The sequence below is a fragment of the Nocardia sp. NBC_01327 genome (assembly GCF_035958815.1).
In the GTDB taxonomy this organism is placed as follows: domain Bacteria; phylum Actinomycetota; class Actinomycetes; order Mycobacteriales; family Mycobacteriaceae; genus Nocardia.
Genome location: NZ_CP108383.1, coordinates 1,501,839 through 1,517,515, shown reverse-complemented (window position 1 = coordinate 1,517,515; position 15,677 = coordinate 1,501,839). Strand labels below are relative to the sequence as shown.

Genomic DNA, 15,677 nt, shown 5'->3' with positions numbered 1-15,677 from the left:
GGACGCACAGCAGGTCGGCATCACCGGCCGTTCGACCCGGCGCATTTCAGGGACGGCGCAATTCAACGACGGCGCAGCACGTGTCCGGTTCACACAGCCCTGATACCTGTTGCAGGGATGGGAGACGGGCTGTCCGGCTCGGCCGGGTCGCACCGGGGACGCCGATTCGCACCGGGGACGCAGACGAACGCACCCGCCCCGGCTGAGCCGGGGCGGGTGCGGAAGTGGTTGCGCGGGTGACTACTCCGGGCGGAGGGTCAGGATGCGCGGGCCGTCTTCGGTCACGGCGACCGTGTGTTCCCAGTGGGCGGCGCGGGTGCCGTCGGTGGTGACGACGGTCCAATCGTCGTCCAGGGTCTTGGTTTCCGTGGTGCCGAGGGTGAGCATGGGCTCGATGGCCAGGACCGAACCGACCACGAGTTGCGGGCCCTTGCCGGGCGCGCCCTCATTGGGGAGGAACGGGTCCATATGCATTTCACGGCCGATGGCGTGACCGCCGTAGCCGTCGACAATGCCGTAGGCGCGACCGTGATCGGCTTCGGCCGCCTGGGTGCCCAGCGCGATGGCGTGTGACACATCCGTCAGTCGATTGCCGGGAAGCATGACCGCAATGCCCGCTTCCATCGACAGCCGGGTCGCCTCACTGAGTAGGCGATCGGCCTCGATGATGTTTCCCACGCCGAAGGTCCACGCCGAATCGCCGTGCCAGCCTTCGAGAATCGCGCCGCAGTCGATGGAGACCAGATCGCCCTCGGCCAGCACATCGTCCTTGGACGGGATGCCGTGCACGACACGATCGTTCACCGAGGAGCAGATCGATCCCGGGAAACCGTGATAGCCCTTGAACGAGGGGATGGCTCCGGATTCGCGGATGAGCTGTTCGGCGACCTCGTCCAATTCCAGGGTGGAAACCCCGGGCTTGGCGGCGGCGCGCACTGCCACCAGAGCACGGCCGACGATAGCGCCGGCCGCCGCCATGGCGTCCAGTTCACCGGCGGTGCGGAACGGCACCACCTTCTTGTTCTTACGGCCGAAGACCATTCAGCGACCCAGCGCCGCGAGTGCGCGCGTGTTCACGTCTTCGATCTCGCCGACGCCCTCCACCGTGACGACCAGGCCGTCATAGTGATCGAGCAGCGGTTCGGTCTCCTCGCGGTACACACGCATGCGGTTGCGGATGGTCTCTTCGGTGTCGTCGCCGCGGCCGCGGGCCAGCATGCGCTCGACCACGACGTCCTCCGGAACCACGAAGCAGATCACGGCGTCGATCGCCAGGTTCGACTCCTTGAGCATGCGCTCCAGGGCATCGGCCTGATCCACGGTGCGCGGATAGCCGTCCAGCACAAAGCCGTTGGTGGCGTCCGGCTCGGCGATGCGGGCCTCGACCATACGGTTGGTCACATCGCTGGGAACCAGATCGCCTGCGTCCATGTACTTCTGGGCTTCGCGGCCCAGCGGAGTCTGCTGGCCGATGTTCGCGCGGAACAGATCCCCGGTGGAGATGTGCGGTACACCCAGCTTTTCCGACAGTAGAACGGCCTGGGTGCCTTTGCCGGCACCGGGCGGCCCGAGCAGAACAACTCTCACTTGAGGAACCCTTCGTAATTTCGATTCATCAACTGGCTCTCGATCTGTTTCACCGTATCGAGGCCGACGCTCACAATGATCAACACCGCGGTGCCACCGAACGGCAGGCTCTGTACGCCGGTGTTGGTGCCGAGACCCAGCAGCAGGTTCGGCAGGACGGCGACAGCACCGAGGTAGATCGAACCGGGCAGGGTGATCCGGCTGAGGACGTAGTTGAGGTAGTCCGCGGTGGGCTTACCCGGGCGATAGCCGGGGATGAAGCCACCGAACTTCTTCATTTCGTCCGCGCGTTCCTCCGGGTTGAAGGTGATCGCGACATAGAAGTAGGTGAAGAACACGATGAGCGCGAAGTAGATCGCGACGTACACCGGGTTGCTCGGATTGACCAGGTACTTCTGGATGAGCTGCTGCCACTCGGCGGGATTGCCCGAATTCTTCTGGGTCAACTGCGCCAACAGGTTCGGCAGATAGAGCAGAGAGGACGCGAAGATCACCGGGATGACACCGGCCTGATTGACCTTCAGCGGCAGATAGGTCGACGAACCGCCGTACATCTTCCGGCCCACCACGCGTTTGGCGTACTGCACCGGAATTCGGCGCTGGCCCTGCTCCACGAAGATGACGCCGACGATCACGACAAGTGCGGCGGCGGCCACCATGGCGGTGACTCCCCAGCCGCGGCCGTCGTAGATCGTCTTGCCCTCGGACGGGATACGAGCGGCGATACCGGCGAAGATCAAGAGCGACATGCCGTTACCGACGCCGCGCTCGGTGATCTGCTCGCCGAACCACATGACCAGGGACGCACCGGCGGTCATGACCAGCACGATGATGATCATGCCGAAGACGGAGGTGTCATCGAGAATGTCTTTGGGGCACCCGCGCAGCAGCTGACCGCGGGAAGCCAGCGCGACCAGACCGGTCGACTGCAGGATCGCCAGCGCGACAGCCAGATAGCGGGTGTACTGGGTCATTTTGTTCTGACCCGATTGGCCTTCTTTTCGCAGTTCCTCGAACCGCGGGATCACAACGGTCAGCAGCTGGATAATGATGCTCGCGGTGATGTACGGCATGATGCCGATCGCGAACACGGAAAGCTGCAGTAGCGCGCCGCCGGAGAAGAGATTGATGAGCTGATAGATGCCGGCGGAATCGCCGCCGTTGACCAGCGCCACACAGTCTTGGACATTTTTGTAACTGACGCCCGGGGAGGGCAGAGATGCACCCAGCCGGTAGAGGGCGATCAGCCCCAGCGTGAAGAGAATCTTCCGCCGTAAGTCCGGGGTCCGGAAAGCCGACACGAAGGCGGAAAGCACAGATCCTCCTGGCGAACGACATAGGTCAGGCCATGGCTACAACGACGGAAACGCCGAATCCCCATGACGGTGTTGGCAGACAACACTTGAACTCTAACAGTGACACCGGACGAGCTCGCGACTCGTCCGGTGTCTCTGCTGTTTCAGGCTACCGTCAGGCCAGTGCGGTGGCAGTGCCACCGGCCGCGGCGATCTTCGCCGTGGCGGAACCGGAGAACTTATCGGCGGAGACCTGAACGGCCACACCGATTTCGCCCTCGCCGAGCACCTTCACGAGCTCGTTCTTGCGAACGAGACCCGAGGCGACGAGCTCGGCCTTGCCGATGGTGCCGCCCTCGGGGAACACGCGGGCGATATCGGACACGTTCACGACCTGGTACTCGGTGCGGAACGGGTTCTTGAAGCCCTTGAGCTTGGGCAGACGCATATGCAGCGGCATCTGTCCACCCTCGAAGCGGACCGGAACATTCTTGCGAGCCTTCGTACCCTTGGTACCGCGGCCCGCGGTCTTGCCCTTGGAACCTTCACCGCGACCCAGACGGGTCTTCTCGGTCTTGGAACCGGGGGCAGGACGCAGGTGGTGCAACTTGATGGTCATGCGTTAAACCTCCTCAACCTGAACGAGGTGGCGCACGACGTTGATCAGACCACGGTTCTGCGCGTTGTCCTCACGGACAACTTCCTGGCGAATGCCACGCAGGCCGAGGGTCCGCAGCGACTCGCGCTGGTTCCGCAGGGCGCCAATGGAGCTCTTAGTTTGGGTCACCTTGAGATCTGCCATGTCAGACTCCCTGTCCCGCACGCGCACGCAGCATGCCCGCAGGCGCCACATCCTCGAGGGGCAGACCACGACGAGCGGCCACCTCCTCCGGGCGCTGCAGCATCTTGAGGGCAGCAACGGTGGCGTGCACAACGTTGATGGCGTTATCGCTACCGAGCGACTTCGCCAGAATGTCGTGGATGCCAGCGCACTCCAGCACGGCACGCGCCGCGCCACCGGCGATCACACCGGTACCGGGCGAAGCCGGACGCAGCATGACCACACCGGCCGCCGCCTCACCCTGAACCGGGTGGACGATGGTGGAGCCGATCATCGGAACGCGGAAGAAGCTCTTGCGAGCCTCCTCGACACCCTTCTGGATGGCCGCGGGAACTTCCTTGGCCTTGCCGTAGCCGACGCCGACCAGACCGTTGCCGTCACCGACGATCACGAGGGCGGTGAAGCTGAAGCGACGACCACCCTTCACGACCTTGGAGACGCGGTTGATCGCGACTACGCGCTCGAGCTGGTTGGTCTTCTCGGCAGGGGCCTGATCGCGGCCACCGCGGCCACGGCCACGGTTGTCGCGGTCATTGCCACCAGCGTTGGGACCACTGTTGTTGTTACCGGCGGGACCGTTGTTTCCGCCGTCACGCCGTTGACGTCCCGGCATCAGACGTTCCTTCCGTTCGCAGAGTTGATCATCAGAACTTCAGCCCACCTTCACGGGCGGCATCCGCGAGCGCCGCGATACGGCCGTGGTAGTCGTGACCACCACGGTCGAACACGACGGCTTCGATGCCGGCAGCCTTGGCGCGGGCGGCGATGAGCTCGCCGACCTTGGCGCCCTTGGCGGACTTGTCACCCTCGGCGGCACGCACATCGGCTTCGGTGGTCGAGGCGAACGCGATGGTCTTACCCACCGAGTCGTCGATCAGCTGAGCGTGGATGTGGCGCGCAGAACGGTTGACCACCAGGCGCGGGCGCACGGTGGTTCCTTCGATCTTCTTGCGCAGACGGAAGTGGCGGCGCGTCTTGGAGAGACGACGCGCGGTCGAGGCATCCGTACCGACCGGCTTACGCCGAGCCTTCTGGTTTGCTGTTTGTGCCATTGCTTACTTACCCGTCTTTCCGACCTTGCGGCGAACGACCTCGCCGGCGTAGCGGATGCCCTTGCCCTTGTACGGGTCGGGCTTGCGCAGGCCGTGAATAACCGCTGCGATCTGGCCGACCTTCTGCTTGTCGATGCCCGACACCGAGAACTTGGTGGGAGCCTCGACCGCGAAGGTGATGCCCTCAGGAGCCTCGATCGGGACAGCGTGGCTGTAGCCCAGGGCGAACTCGAGGTTCGAGCCCTTGGCCTGCACGCGGTAACCGACGCCGAAGATTTCCATCTTCTTCTCGTAGCCTGTGGTCACACCGACGATCATGTTGGCGATCAGGGTGCGGGTCAGGCCGTGGAGCGAGCGGTTCTGACGCTCGTCGTTCGGACGAACGACCTCGAGCTCACCGGACTCCGCCTTGGTGACGACGATCGGCTCGGCGACCACGTGCGACAGGGTGCCCTTGGGGCCCTTGACCGCGACGTTCTGGCCGTCGATGGTGATCTCGACGCCGGCGGGAACGGGAATCGGCTTCTTACCGATACGCGACATTGGTTCCTACCTCCCTTACCAGACGTAGGCGAGGACTTCCCCGCCTACACTCTGCTGCTTGGCCTGACGGTCCGTGAGCAGACCAGCGGACGTGGAGATGATCGCCACGCCGAGGCCGCCGAGCACCTTGGGCAGGTTGGTGGACTTCGCGTACACGCGCAGACCCGGCTTGGAAACGCGACGCACACCCTGAAGGCTGCGCTCACGGCTCGGGCCGTACTTGAGGTCGACGACAAGCGCCTTGCCGACGGTCGCATCTTCGATGCGGTAGTCGGCGATGTAGCCCTCACGCTTGAGGATCTCGGCGATGTTCACCTTGATCTTCGAGTGCGGAGCCTTCACCTGGTCGTGGTACGCCGAATTGGCGTTGCGCAGACGGGTCAAGAAGTCTGCGATTGGGTCAGTCATGGTCATGTGTTTGACCGGTACCTTTCTCGCCGCGGTTCCCATTCAGCACCGTCAGAGATCGGCGGTCGTGGGCCTACGACAATTCGGGGCGGTCCGGTCGGCAGCGCGCCGGCCGGATCATTCACTGCGGCTCGGAACAACGCACCGCACGCGAACGCATGCGGGCATAGGGGTGCCCGAGCAACCGTCCTAGTGTAGACAAACCCTCTGAGCTCACCAAACCGGGGTGCGTGAGCTCACTTTCGGCTCGATTCCCCGGGCGTAGCGATTTCGTCGCACTCGGCTGCGCCATAGCTGATGTGGATAGCGAAAACCGCAGGCCCCCTTCCGAATTGCTTCGGGAGGGGGCCTGCGGTTCAGAACGAGTCAGTCTCTAGGGGAGCTCAGCTCACCAGGAGGACTTGTGCACGCCCGGGAGTTCGCCGCGGTGGGCCATCTCACGGAGGCAGATGCGGCAGAGGCCGAACTTGCGGTAGACAGCGTGCGGGCGGCCGCAGCGCTGGCAGCGGGTGTAGGCGCGCACCGCGAACTTCGGCTTGGCGTTGGCCTTGTTGACGAGGGCTTTCTTGGCCATTCTCAGTTCTCCTTGAACGGGAAGCCGAGGTGCTTGAGCAGGGCGCGGCCTTCTTCGTTATTGGTCGCGGTCGTCACCACGGTGATGTCCATACCACGCGGACGATCGATGCGGTCCACGTCGATCTCGTGGAACATCGACTGCTCGCTGAGGCCGAACGTGTAGTTGCCGTTGCCGTCGAACTGCTTCGGCGAAAGGCCGCGGAAGTCGCGGATACGGGGCAGCGCGATGGAGATCAGGCGATCCAGGAACTCCCACATGCGGTCGCCACGAAGGGTGACCTTCGCGCCGATCGGCATGCCCTCACGCAGCTTGAACTGCGCGATGGACTTCGTGGCCTTCCGGATTTCCGGCTTCTGGCCCGTGATCAGGGTCAGGTCCGCGACGGCGCCGTTGATCAGCTTCGCGTCACGGGCGGCGTCGCCGACACCCATGTTCACGACGACCTTGACGACGCCCGGGATCTGCATCACGTTGGCGTAGTTGAACTCGCTGTTGAGCGCGTCCTTGATCTCGGCGCGGTAGCGCGCCTTGAGGCGCGGCTGCACCTTGTTCTCAGTAGAAGTCATCTCAGATGTCCTTCCCGTTGCGACGGGAGATACGAACCCGCTTGCCGTTGTCATCGGTGCGGAAGCCGACGCGGGTCGGCTTGCCGTCCGAGTCCACAACCATCACGTTGGAGGCCTGGATCGGCGCTTCCTGGGTCACGATGCCGCCGGAGCTGGCGCCACGCTGGTTCGCGGAGTTCGCGACGTGCTTCTTGATCCGGTTCACGCCTTCGACGAGGACCTTGCCGGTCGCGGGGTAGGCCTGAATGACCTTGCCCTTGGCGCCCTTGTCCTTGCCCGAAACGACGATCACGGTGTCGCCCTTGTGCACCTTCATGGCTAGAGCACCTCCGGGGCCAGCGAAACGATCTTCATGAACTTCTTCTCGCGCAGCTCACGGCCGACCGGGCCGAAGATGCGGGTGCCGCGCGGATCGTGATCCGGCTTGATCAGCACCGCGGCGTTCTCGTCGAAACGGATGTACGAACCATCCGGGCGACGACGCTCCTTGGTGGTGCGAACGACGACGGCCTTGACGACCTCGCCCTTCTTGACGTTGCCACCGGGGATGGCGTCCTTCACGGTGGCGACGATGATGTCGCCGATACCGGCATAGCGACGCGACGAACCACCGAGCACGCGGATGCAAAGGATTTCCTTGGCACCCGTGTTGTCGGCGACGCGCAGTCGCGACTCTTGCTGAATCACTTCAGCTCCTCCTAGACCTGGACGAAATACACGCCGGATTGCCGACCCGGACGCGCATGGTCAGTTAGCCACCGAAACGCGCGCCTGCCTGCGGTTTTGCTCGATCGAGATCGGGCAACCACAGGGGGTTCGCGGCCGGATTGCGGGCATAGCTCCCGCGGGCAACCGGTCAAGTGTAGCCAAACCCCAGGTGGAGCCCAAACCGGGGCTGTATTTTCTGCCTCCGCTTCGCTCCGGCGGGGTCGCGGCCCTGTTACCCGGGCCTTCCCTCCTCCGCTCCTCCGCTTCGCTCCCCCGCTCCGTCAGTCCAGACCCGGGCGGGCCACGACCTTGGAGTGGATGTTGTTTCAGGTATTGCTCAGGACGGTCTACTAGCGTCGAGAGCGAGCAATGTTCGAGCAATCGTCCGACCATCCGGTAGAGGAGATTCAGCGTTGACCTCCGAGCGCCCCTTCGCTCTCGATCGCCGTAAGTTCCTGATTGCGCTGGGGGTGTTGCCCGCCACTGCGCTGCTGCCCGCCTGTTCCGATTCGGAAGCCTCGAATTCGGGCACCTCCACTCCGCTGACCGGCCCGGATATGGCGGGTTCGGATCCGGCGATCCGGCCGCAGGATGATCTGTATCGCTTCATGAACGGTAAGTGGTTGCGGGACTACCGGTTACCGCCGGACAAGACCCGGTTCGGCACCTTCGACGAGGTCGAGGACCGGATCGAGGGGCAGCTGCGCGACATCATCCAGGGCATTCACAATCCGAAGTCCGAGACCGAGGCGCAGCAGATCCGCGATCTCTACGATGCGCGACTCGATGAGACCGATATCGAGCGGCTCGGCACGACTCCGCTCGACGATCTGTTCACGAAGATCGATACCGCGGCCACCAAGGCCGATCTGGCGCACGTCATGGGTTCCCTGCCCGGGGTGGGGCTGATCGGGCTGGGCGTGGGCGTGGATCCCAAGAACTCCACCGCCTATCTCCCCCAGGTGAATCAGGCGGGGACCGGGCTGGACCAGCAGTACTACTCGAAGCCCGAGAATGCCGGCAAGCTGGCCGCGTACCGCACCTTCATGGAGAAGATCGCCGCCGGCGCCGGATTCGCCGATCCGGCCGCGCTGGCCGATCGAGTGGTCGCGCTGGAGGGCCGCATCGCGGCGGGGCAGTGGGACAATGTGCGGTTGCGCGATACCGATGCCTCCTACAATCCGCGCAGCTGGGCCGAATTGACCGCGCTGGCACCGGAATTCGACTGGGATCCGTGGCTGTCGGGCTGTACCGACCGGCCGAAGGAGCTGTTCGCGAACGTCAATGCCGGGCAGCCGTCGTTCATCACCGCCGCCGGGCAGCTGTGGCAGCAGGTGGATATCGCCGCCTGGCGGGAGTATCTGAAACTCGGTGTGGTGCGTGCGTTCGCGCCGTATCTGCCCAAGGCCGTGGCCGATCCGAATTTTGATTTCTTCGGCAGGGTGCTGGGCGGGATGCAGCAGCGGCCGGAGCGGTGGAAGTCGGCGGTGGCGACGGTGAGCTCGAATCTCGGCGATCCGCTCGGGAAGCTATACGTGGACAAGCACTTTCCGGCCGATGCCAAGAAGCAGGCGCTGGCCATGGTGGACGATCTGCGGGCCGCGTACAAGGACAATTTCACCAATTCCAGCTGGATGTCGCCGCCCACCCGGGCCGCGGCCATCGCCAAGCTGGAGAAGATCAATGCCAAGATCGGCTATCCGGACAAGTGGGAGGACTACTCGTCGGTCACGATCACCCGCGGCAAACTCGTCGAATCCCTGCGCGCGGTGGACGCATTCGGCACGAAACGCATGTTCGGCAGGCTGGGGACGCCTGTGGACAAATCCGAATGGAGCATGTCGCCGCAGACGGTGAACGCCTACTACGACGCCAGCGGCAATGAGATCGTCTTCCCGGCCGCCTTCCTGCAGCCGCCGTTCTTCGACAAGGATGCGCAGCCTGCCGTGAATTACGGTGCGGGCGGGGCGGTTATCGGGCACGAGATCGGTCACGGATTCGACGATCAGGGCGCGAAGTACGACGGCGACGGGAATCTGCACGACTGGTGGACGCCGGAGGACAAGACGGCGTTCGAGGCCAAGACCACGGCGCTCATCGCGCAGTACAGCGCCCTGGTGCCGGAGGGGCTGCCCGCGGACAAGCATGTGAACGGAGAGCTGACGGTCGGCGAGAATCTGGCCGATCTGCGCGGGCTGGAGATTTCGCTGTCGGCCTACCGCCTGCTCGAAAAGCGGAGCGGCACAGACACTCCCGACTTCAAGCCGATGTTCGAGTCCTGGGGGCGGACCTGGCGCACCAAGCAGACCCAGGAGTCGACCGAACAGCAGATCACCGGTGATCCGCACTCCCCCGCGGAGTTCCGGTGCAATCAGGTGGTGCGCAATCTCGCCGATTTCTACACCACGTACGGGGTGCAGGAGACCGATAAGGAGTTCCTGCCACCGGATCAGCGTGTGACCCTCTAGCCGAGAACACCCCACCATCTGACAGGGGAACACGTGACGTCGGGTCCGGTCCGGTTCGATCGACGAGCATTCCTGGTCGCGCTGGGGCCGGCGCCCGCCGCGGTCGCGCTGGCAAGCCGAAGTGGGGCATGACGCCGCAGACGCAATTGGCGGGACAAGTCCACCGGGGAGGCGACCGCGAACCGTCTGGAGGATGTGCACTCCCCCGGTGAGTGCCGGGGCAATCAGGTGGTGCGCAATCGGGCGGAGTTCTATGCCACATTCGGTGTGAAGGAGGGCGACAAGCTCTTCCTTCCGGAGGATCAGCGCGTCACCTTCTGACGGCGGCGACCGAAAACTGTTGCGGCTCAGGCTGGGTCGGCGAAATGCTGTTCCACCAGCTGCGCCGGCGCGGCCAGCCGCCAGGAATCCACCACGATGGCCTCCAGTTCCGCGAGGTCGTCGAGGGCGTGCAGCCGCACTCGCACCCATGCGCTGTACGCCTCGTGCCCGGCCACCCAGAATTTGTCCGGCTCGGCCAGTACCAGCTCGTCCCGATCGGCCATCGGGCAGCGCACCGCCATCGATGTCTCCGCCTCCGGCAGGGTCAGGAACAGCTTCCCCGCCACCCGGAACGTGGGCATCCCCCACTCGAACAGCTCCCGCACCTGTGGCAGCGCGAGCACCGCCGCCCGAACCTCATCCGCGCTCACCGTCATGCCCGCGATCTTCCCAGCCGAGTACGACAGCCCGGTTGCGGGCGGCCTCGCGAAAGCTGTTGCCGGTTCGATCCCGGAAGGGGCGGTCTATCGCAATCCCGGTCGATTAGGTTAGGGTTGCATAAGTACGCGTTCGGGAGATTGAGCAATGGAGCGTTTGGTGCCGGAGAGCATGTCCACCGTCGAGCGTCTTCGGCTGGTGGACGAATGGGCCAACGGAGTCGACCTCTACGACGTCCCGTCCGTGGAGAGCCTGATCGAATACGGGCGCCGCGTGCCGGTATTGCGGACGGCCGTGCGCTACGGCGGGCACATCCTCACCTATGCCGAACTCTTCGATCGCCTGGACGGCGGCGTCATCGGCTCCGCCGGGCCCTCACTGGACGGGCTGGCCCGGCTGCTCTGCGAAATCGCCGCCGCCGCGAACAATGATTCCACCCTCGTGCTCGGCGATTCGGGCATCGGCCTGACCGCCGATGCGCTGGCCGCCGCCGCGGACGATCGCCGCGCCGTGGTCGCCGCGCACCGCGAATGCCGCGTCGATCGCGCCTTCGGTTCCGCCGACGTCCGCCTGTTCGCCACCCGCTGGGATTGTGCCGACGCCGCGGTCGAACTGCTCGCCGCGCTCGCCGACGGTGCGACCCTGGTACTGGCCACCGAGGCACAGCGCCGGGCGCCGGCGGCCCTGGCCGAACTCATCGCCACCTGCGCGGCGACCCATGTGGTGGCCGATGCGCGCACTCTGACCGGGCTGGCGGATCTGCCCGCGCCCGCGCTGCCGACGGTGCGGCGCTGGGATGTCACCGGAACCGACTGCCCGGTAATACTTTCCGGTCTGCTTCGCGCCATTGCCGCCGGTTCGGTGGCCGGATTCGCCTATACCGCACCCGAATACGCCGGTGTCGCCGCACGCGGGCCGCTCGACGGCTCGGGCCGGGTCCGGCCGATTCCCGGCGCCCGGGTCCTGGTGCTGGATGCGGCGCTGCGGCCGGTCGCGCCGGGGATCTCCGGTGCGGTCTATCTCGGCGGCGCGGCGCTGGCGGCCGAATCCGCCACGGGATTCGTGGCCGACCCGTTCGTCCCCGGTGGTCGCCTGACCCGCACCGAGGCCCGCGGCCGCTGGACGGCCGAGGGCTGGCTGGTCTTCGACCCGGCCGAATCCGTCGATATGACAGTCGCTTCCGCCGTGACCGATCGAATCATTCCGGTCACGGACGACGAAGTCGACTACGCGGCCTGAACTTTGCGCGAATAAACAACGGAACATCGCGATCTGCCCTGAACGGGTGATCTCCGGCGATATCGTGGAACTCACCCAGTGGCCACCGGGCGCGAGGAAGCGCCCGGGTGCCCTCGAACTTGGTTCTCACCGTTCCTGACGGTGACGTCCTCCCCAACGGTGCTGGAGTCGTCCACGCCGAATCCGCATGCGGTGCTGCCGAGTCGAGCGCACCGGACGGAATTTTCCCCGGCCATGGTCGCCAGGTCGACGCCCGCATAACCCCGGGGCGCCGATGGTTGTGTTCCGGAAGGAGTGGCTATGAGCGCCACATTCGAATCAGCACCGAACCAGCGACTTCGCATTGCGATGGTGGTTCCCCCGTATTTCGATATTCCGCCGAAGGCGTACGGCGGCGTGGAGGCCGTGGTCGCCGATCTGGTGGACGCCCTCGTCGAGCGCGGTCACCACGTCACACTGCTCGGCGCGGGCGAGAACGGGACCAAGGGGCGGCTGCTGCCGCTGTGGGATCGGATACAAGCCGACCGGTTGGGTGATCCGTTTCCGGAAGTCCTGCACGCCTTGAAGGTTCGGCGCGCGCTGGAACGACTGGCGGTGACCGACGGCCTGGATCTGGTGCACGATCACACCTTCGCCGGACCGCTCAATATGCCGGTGTACCGGGATCTCGGACTGCCGATGGTGGTCACCGTGCACGGGCCGGTGAACGGCGATCCGTACATCTACTACAGCGAACTGGGCAGTGATGCGCATCTGGTGGCCATCAGTGACCGGCAGCGGTCGCTCGCTCCGGACCTGAATTGGGTTGGCCGCGTACACAATGCGTTGCGTGTGGAAGATTGGCCCTATCAGCCGGAGAAAGAGGACTACGCTCTCTTCCTGGGTCGGTTCACCGAGGAAAAGGCGCCGCATCTGGCGTTGGAGGCGGCGCATGCCGCCGATATTCCGCTGGTACTCGCCGGAAAGTGTGCGGAACCGCCCGAACTGCGCTATTTCGACAGTGCGGTAAAGCCATTGCTGACCGAGCGCGATCACATGTTCGGTATGGCCGATGCCGCCGCCAAACGCAGACTGCTCGCGGGGGCGCGCGCTCTGCTGTTCCCGGTGCTCTGGGAGGAACCGTTCGGCATGGTGATGATCGAGGCGATGGTCTGCGGCACCCCCGTGGTGGCGCTGCGCGGCGGCGCTGTCGCCGAGGTGATCGTCGACGGCGTCACCGGTCGCATCTGCGACGATCCGTCCGAATTGGCCACGGCCATCAAGGAAGTCCAGACCTACGATCCGCTGGCCATGCGTGATCACGTGATCGCGAATTTCGGTGCGGACACGCTCGGCCGGGGCTACGAGGACATCTACCGGCGGATCGTCGGGGCGCACAAACCGCAGCGCACCGCGCGCGCCGCGACGCCGCACGGCTGGTCCGCCAATGCCGCACATCAATCGCTACCGGCTCCCGCACGCGGCGCCGGTACCGGTCCGGGACGCGCGGCGCCGATCAAGGTGAGCCGCACCGCTATTACCTGAAAGCCCATATGAGGAAGGGTCTGCATTGAACGAAGAGGTTCCAGCCGCACTGAACGCCGGTGAGCCGTCCGCGCTGGGCGGCTCCGGTGGTGCGGTGACGCTGGTGGCGGGCAGCACCTTCTGCCTGTCGGATCGGCTCGGGGATGTGGAGCCGGGCACCCCGTACGGTTTGTTCCACCGGGATGCGCGCGTCATCTCCCGGTGGGAACTGCGATTGGACGGACAGCGGCCGGAGCCGCTGTCGGTATTGAGCCCGGAGGCCTTCACCGCCCGGTTCATACTGCGCCGGCCCCCACGGGCCGGCGCAGCGGACAGCACCGTGCTCATCGTGCGGGAGCGGCTGGTCGCGGACGGGCTCCGCGAAACCATCACGGTGGAGAATCTGGGGCGCGAAACCACCGCTGTCGACCTGCAATTGCATATCGACGCGGATTTCGTGGATCTGTTCGCGGTGAAGGAGGGCCGCACGGCCAGCGCGCGGGCCGAGATCCTGGTCGCGGACACGGAGTTGCTACTAACAGACCGCTCGGATCGATCGCGCGGATTGTCGGTGTCCTCCTCGGAAGCGCCTGTGGTGCTGCCGGGTTCGCTGTCCTGGCGGGCGGTGGTGCCCGCCGGCGGCAGCTGGAAGACCGAGATCGTGGCACAGCCGACACTCGGCACTCAGCCCGCACACTCTCCGCTGCGGGCCGGTGAGGAGTTCGAATTCAGTGAGCCGAGCCGCAATATGCGCGCCTGGCGCGATACCGCCGCCAATATCACCGCGGCCGATCCGCAGCTCGCCCTGGTGCTGCAGCGCACCGAAAGCGACCTGGGCGCCTTGCAGATTCACGATGCCGCGCGCGGCGGGCGGCCCTTCGTGGCCGCCGGTGCGCCGTGGTTCATGACCCTGTTCGGCCGCGATTCGCTGCTCACCGCATGGATGGCGCTGCCGCTCGATGTCGGCCTGGCGCTCGGCACCATGCAGCAGCTGGCGGAGATGCAGGGGCAGCACGAGGATCCGCTCACGGAGGAGGAGCCGGGCCGCATCATGCACGAAATGCGGCGCGGCCCGGCCAGTGGGCAGGTGCTCGGCGGTGAGACCTATTACGGAACCATCGATGCCACACCGCTTTTTGTCATGCTGCTGGCGCAGGCGCGGCGCTGGGGCGCCGATGCCGACGCGGTGCAGGCGCTGCTGCCCGCCGCCGACGCCGCGCTCGAGTGGATCGCCGACTACGGGGACCGCGACGGCGACGGCTTCGTGGAGTACCGCCGCGCCACCGATCGCGGCCTGATCAATCAGGGCTGGAAGGACAGTTTCGACGGCATCAACGATGCCGCCGGACATCTGCCGGAACCGCCGATCGCACTGTGCGAAGTGCAGGGTTACGTGTATGCCGCGCTGCAGGCTCGCGCCGAGCTGGCCGAGGAGTTCGGTGACGGCACCACCGCCGAGCATCTGCGCGACCGCGCGGCCGAATTGCGGACCAAATTCGCGGAAGCCTTCTGGCTGCCCGAAAAGGGCTGGTTCGCAGTGGCTGTGGACGGCAATAAGCGGCGGCTGGATTCGCTCACCAGCAATATCGGGCACTGCCTGTGGTCGGGCATCGTCTCGGACGAGCATGCCACCGAGGTGATCCGGCATCTCGCCTCGGACGATATGGATACCGGATTCGGTTTGCGCACTTTGTCTTCCAGCATGGGTGCGTTCAATCCGATGAGTTACCACAATGGTTCGGTGTGGCCGCACGACACCGCCATCGCGGTGGCCGGACTGCTGCGCTATCGCCATATTCCCGGGGCCGTCGACCTGGCCACCCGTCTGGCCGAGGGCCTGCTCGACGCGGCCGGGGCCTTCGGTGGCCGACTGCCCGAATTGTTCTGCGGTTTCCCGCGATCCAAGTTCGCGGCGCCGGTCCCCTACCCGACCTCCTGCTCCCCGCAGGCCTGGGCCAGCGCGGCGCCGCTGCTGCTGGTCCGGTCGTTCCTCGGGCTGGATCCGGATGTGCCGCGCCGCTCGCTCACGGTGCTGCCGCATCTGCCCGCGCGCTGGGGCCGGGTCGAACTCACCGATCTGCGGCTGGGGGGCGCGATGATCGATCTGGTGGTGGAGGGAGATCGGGTCACGACCTCGAATCTGCCCGATGATTGGCAGCTGATCACGCACTGACACAGCAGTATCGAGACA

General features: G+C 65.5%; 18 protein-coding genes and 1 pseudogene. 5 read left to right on the top strand and 14 right to left on the bottom strand.

Annotation, left to right across the window (positions count from 1 at the left end):
• Positions 1–240: 240 nt before the first annotated feature.
• The 13 genes from map to rplN all read right to left on the bottom strand — a co-directional run bounded on the left by map (position 241) and on the right by rplN (position 7,556).
• Positions 241–1,041, bottom strand: coding sequence for a type I methionyl aminopeptidase (gene map, locus OG326_RS06605; protein WP_327143713.1), 801 nt, complete (start codon positions 1,039–1,041; stop codon positions 241–243).
• Positions 1,042–1,587, bottom strand: coding sequence for an adenylate kinase (locus OG326_RS06600; protein WP_327143711.1), 546 nt, complete (start codon positions 1,585–1,587; stop codon positions 1,042–1,044).
• Entirely contained in the window at positions 1,584–2,903 is a 1,320-nt protein-coding gene (gene secY / locus OG326_RS06595; RefSeq protein ID WP_327143710.1) for a preprotein translocase subunit SecY, read from the bottom strand. The genes OG326_RS06600 and secY overlap by 4 nt, the downstream gene beginning before the upstream one ends.
• Before the next feature lie 154 nt (positions 2,904–3,057).
• On the bottom strand, positions 3,058–3,501 hold the full coding sequence (gene rplO, locus OG326_RS06590) for a 50S ribosomal protein L15 (protein WP_327143709.1): 444 nt from the start codon (positions 3,499–3,501) through the stop codon (positions 3,058–3,060).
• A gap of 3 nt (positions 3,502–3,504) precedes the next feature.
• A complete protein-coding gene (rpmD, locus tag OG326_RS06585; RefSeq protein WP_297616246.1) occupies positions 3,505–3,684 on the bottom strand; it encodes a 50S ribosomal protein L30 in 180 nt (59 codons plus the stop codon).
• Between the two features lies 1 nt (position 3,685).
• Positions 3,686–4,336: a 30S ribosomal protein S5 gene (rpsE, locus tag OG326_RS06580; RefSeq protein ID WP_297616249.1), complete on the bottom strand. Its 651-nt coding sequence runs from the start codon at positions 4,334–4,336 to the stop codon at positions 3,686–3,688.
• A gap of 31 nt (positions 4,337–4,367) precedes the next feature.
• Positions 4,368–4,775 (bottom strand): 50S ribosomal protein L18, encoded by a 408-nt coding sequence (gene rplR / locus OG326_RS06575; RefSeq protein WP_297616252.1) that lies wholly within the window; start codon positions 4,773–4,775, stop codon positions 4,368–4,370.
• Between the two features lie 3 nt (positions 4,776–4,778).
• Positions 4,779–5,318, bottom strand: coding sequence for a 50S ribosomal protein L6 (rplF, locus tag OG326_RS06570; protein WP_327143708.1), 540 nt, complete (start codon positions 5,316–5,318; stop codon positions 4,779–4,781).
• A 15-nt stretch (positions 5,319–5,333) separates the two neighbouring features.
• Positions 5,334–5,732 (bottom strand): 30S ribosomal protein S8, encoded by a 399-nt coding sequence (gene rpsH / locus OG326_RS06565; protein ID WP_327143707.1) that lies wholly within the window; start codon positions 5,730–5,732, stop codon positions 5,334–5,336.
• 382 nt (positions 5,733–6,114) lie between these two features.
• Positions 6,115–6,300, bottom strand: coding sequence for a type Z 30S ribosomal protein S14 (locus tag OG326_RS06560; protein WP_067695781.1), 186 nt, complete (start codon positions 6,298–6,300; stop codon positions 6,115–6,117).
• A gap of 2 nt (positions 6,301–6,302) precedes the next feature.
• A complete protein-coding gene (gene rplE / locus OG326_RS06555; RefSeq protein ID WP_153808456.1) occupies positions 6,303–6,869 on the bottom strand; it encodes a 50S ribosomal protein L5 in 567 nt (188 codons plus the stop codon).
• 1 nt (position 6,870) lies between these two features.
• Entirely contained in the window at positions 6,871–7,185 is a 315-nt protein-coding gene (gene rplX, locus OG326_RS06550) for a 50S ribosomal protein L24 (RefSeq protein ID WP_327143706.1), read from the bottom strand.
• Between the two features lie 2 nt (positions 7,186–7,187).
• Complete coding sequence (rplN, locus tag OG326_RS06545) at positions 7,188–7,556, bottom strand: 50S ribosomal protein L14 (protein WP_297622674.1); 369 nt, start codon at positions 7,554–7,556, stop codon at positions 7,188–7,190.
• 434 nt (positions 7,557–7,990) lie between these two features.
• Between rplN and OG326_RS06540 the strand changes: the two genes are divergently transcribed.
• The gene (locus tag OG326_RS06540; protein WP_327143705.1) at positions 7,991–10,045 is read left to right on the top strand and encodes a M13 family metallopeptidase; all 2,055 of its coding nucleotides are present in this window, start codon (positions 7,991–7,993) and stop codon (positions 10,043–10,045) included.
• 159 nt (positions 10,046–10,204) lie between these two features.
• A pseudogene (locus OG326_RS06535) lies at positions 10,205–10,366 on the top strand (M13-type metalloendopeptidase); the annotation flags it as partial.
• Between the two features lie 26 nt (positions 10,367–10,392).
• On the opposite strand, the gene OG326_RS06530 reads toward OG326_RS06535, so the two are convergent.
• Positions 10,393–10,743, bottom strand: a complete 351-nt coding sequence (locus tag OG326_RS06530; RefSeq protein WP_327143704.1) for an MmcQ/YjbR family DNA-binding protein — start codon at positions 10,741–10,743, stop codon at positions 10,393–10,395.
• A 148-nt stretch (positions 10,744–10,891) separates the two neighbouring features.
• Between OG326_RS06530 and OG326_RS06525 the strand changes: the two genes are divergently transcribed.
• The 3 genes from OG326_RS06525 (at position 10,892) to OG326_RS06515 (ending at position 15,659) form a co-directional block, all read left to right on the top strand.
• Positions 10,892–11,983, top strand: coding sequence for an AMP-binding protein (locus OG326_RS06525; protein ID WP_327143703.1), 1,092 nt, complete (start codon positions 10,892–10,894; stop codon positions 11,981–11,983).
• 300 nt (positions 11,984–12,283) lie between these two features.
• On the top strand, positions 12,284–13,507 hold the full coding sequence (locus OG326_RS06520; protein ID WP_327143702.1) for a glycosyltransferase family 4 protein: 1,224 nt from the start codon (positions 12,284–12,286) through the stop codon (positions 13,505–13,507).
• A 25-nt stretch (positions 13,508–13,532) separates the two neighbouring features.
• The gene (locus tag OG326_RS06515; RefSeq protein ID WP_327143701.1) at positions 13,533–15,659 is read left to right on the top strand and encodes an amylo-alpha-1,6-glucosidase; all 2,127 of its coding nucleotides are present in this window, start codon (positions 13,533–13,535) and stop codon (positions 15,657–15,659) included.
• Positions 15,660–15,677: the final 18 nt, after the last annotated feature.

Coding starts and splice junctions, on each gene's coding strand:
- rplE (WP_153808456.1), bottom strand. CDS start 6,869: ATGACTTCTACTGAGAACAAGGTGCAGCCGCGCCTCAAGGCGCGCTAC.
- rplX (WP_327143706.1), bottom strand. CDS start 7,185: ATGAAGGTGCACAAGGGCGACACCGTGATCGTCGTTTCGGGCAAGGAC.
- rpsE (WP_297616249.1), bottom strand. CDS start 4,336: ATGCCGGGACGTCAACGGCGTGACGGCGGAAACAACGGTCCCGCCGGT.
- rplO (WP_327143709.1), bottom strand. CDS start 3,501: ATGACCATCAAGTTGCACCACCTGCGTCCTGCCCCCGGTTCCAAGACC.
- rpmD (WP_297616246.1), bottom strand. CDS start 3,684: ATGGCAGATCTCAAGGTGACCCAAACTAAGAGCTCCATTGGCGCCCTG.
- OG326_RS06560 (WP_067695781.1), bottom strand. CDS start 6,300: ATGGCCAAGAAAGCCCTCGTCAACAAGGCCAACGCCAAGCCGAAGTTC.
- rpsH (WP_327143707.1), bottom strand. CDS start 5,732: ATGACCATGACTGACCCAATCGCAGACTTCTTGACCCGTCTGCGCAAC.
- OG326_RS06520 (WP_327143702.1), top strand. CDS start 12,284: ATGAGCGCCACATTCGAATCAGCACCGAACCAGCGACTTCGCATTGCG.
- map (WP_327143713.1), bottom strand. CDS start 1,041: ATGGTCTTCGGCCGTAAGAACAAGAAGGTGGTGCCGTTCCGCACCGCC.
- OG326_RS06530 (WP_327143704.1), bottom strand. CDS start 10,743: ATGACGGTGAGCGCGGATGAGGTTCGGGCGGCGGTGCTCGCGCTGCCA.
- OG326_RS06525 (WP_327143703.1), top strand. CDS start 10,892: ATGGAGCGTTTGGTGCCGGAGAGCATGTCCACCGTCGAGCGTCTTCGG.
- rplF (WP_327143708.1), bottom strand. CDS start 5,318: ATGTCGCGTATCGGTAAGAAGCCGATTCCCGTTCCCGCCGGCGTCGAG.
- rplR (WP_297616252.1), bottom strand. CDS start 4,775: ATGGCACAAACAGCAAACCAGAAGGCTCGGCGTAAGCCGGTCGGTACG.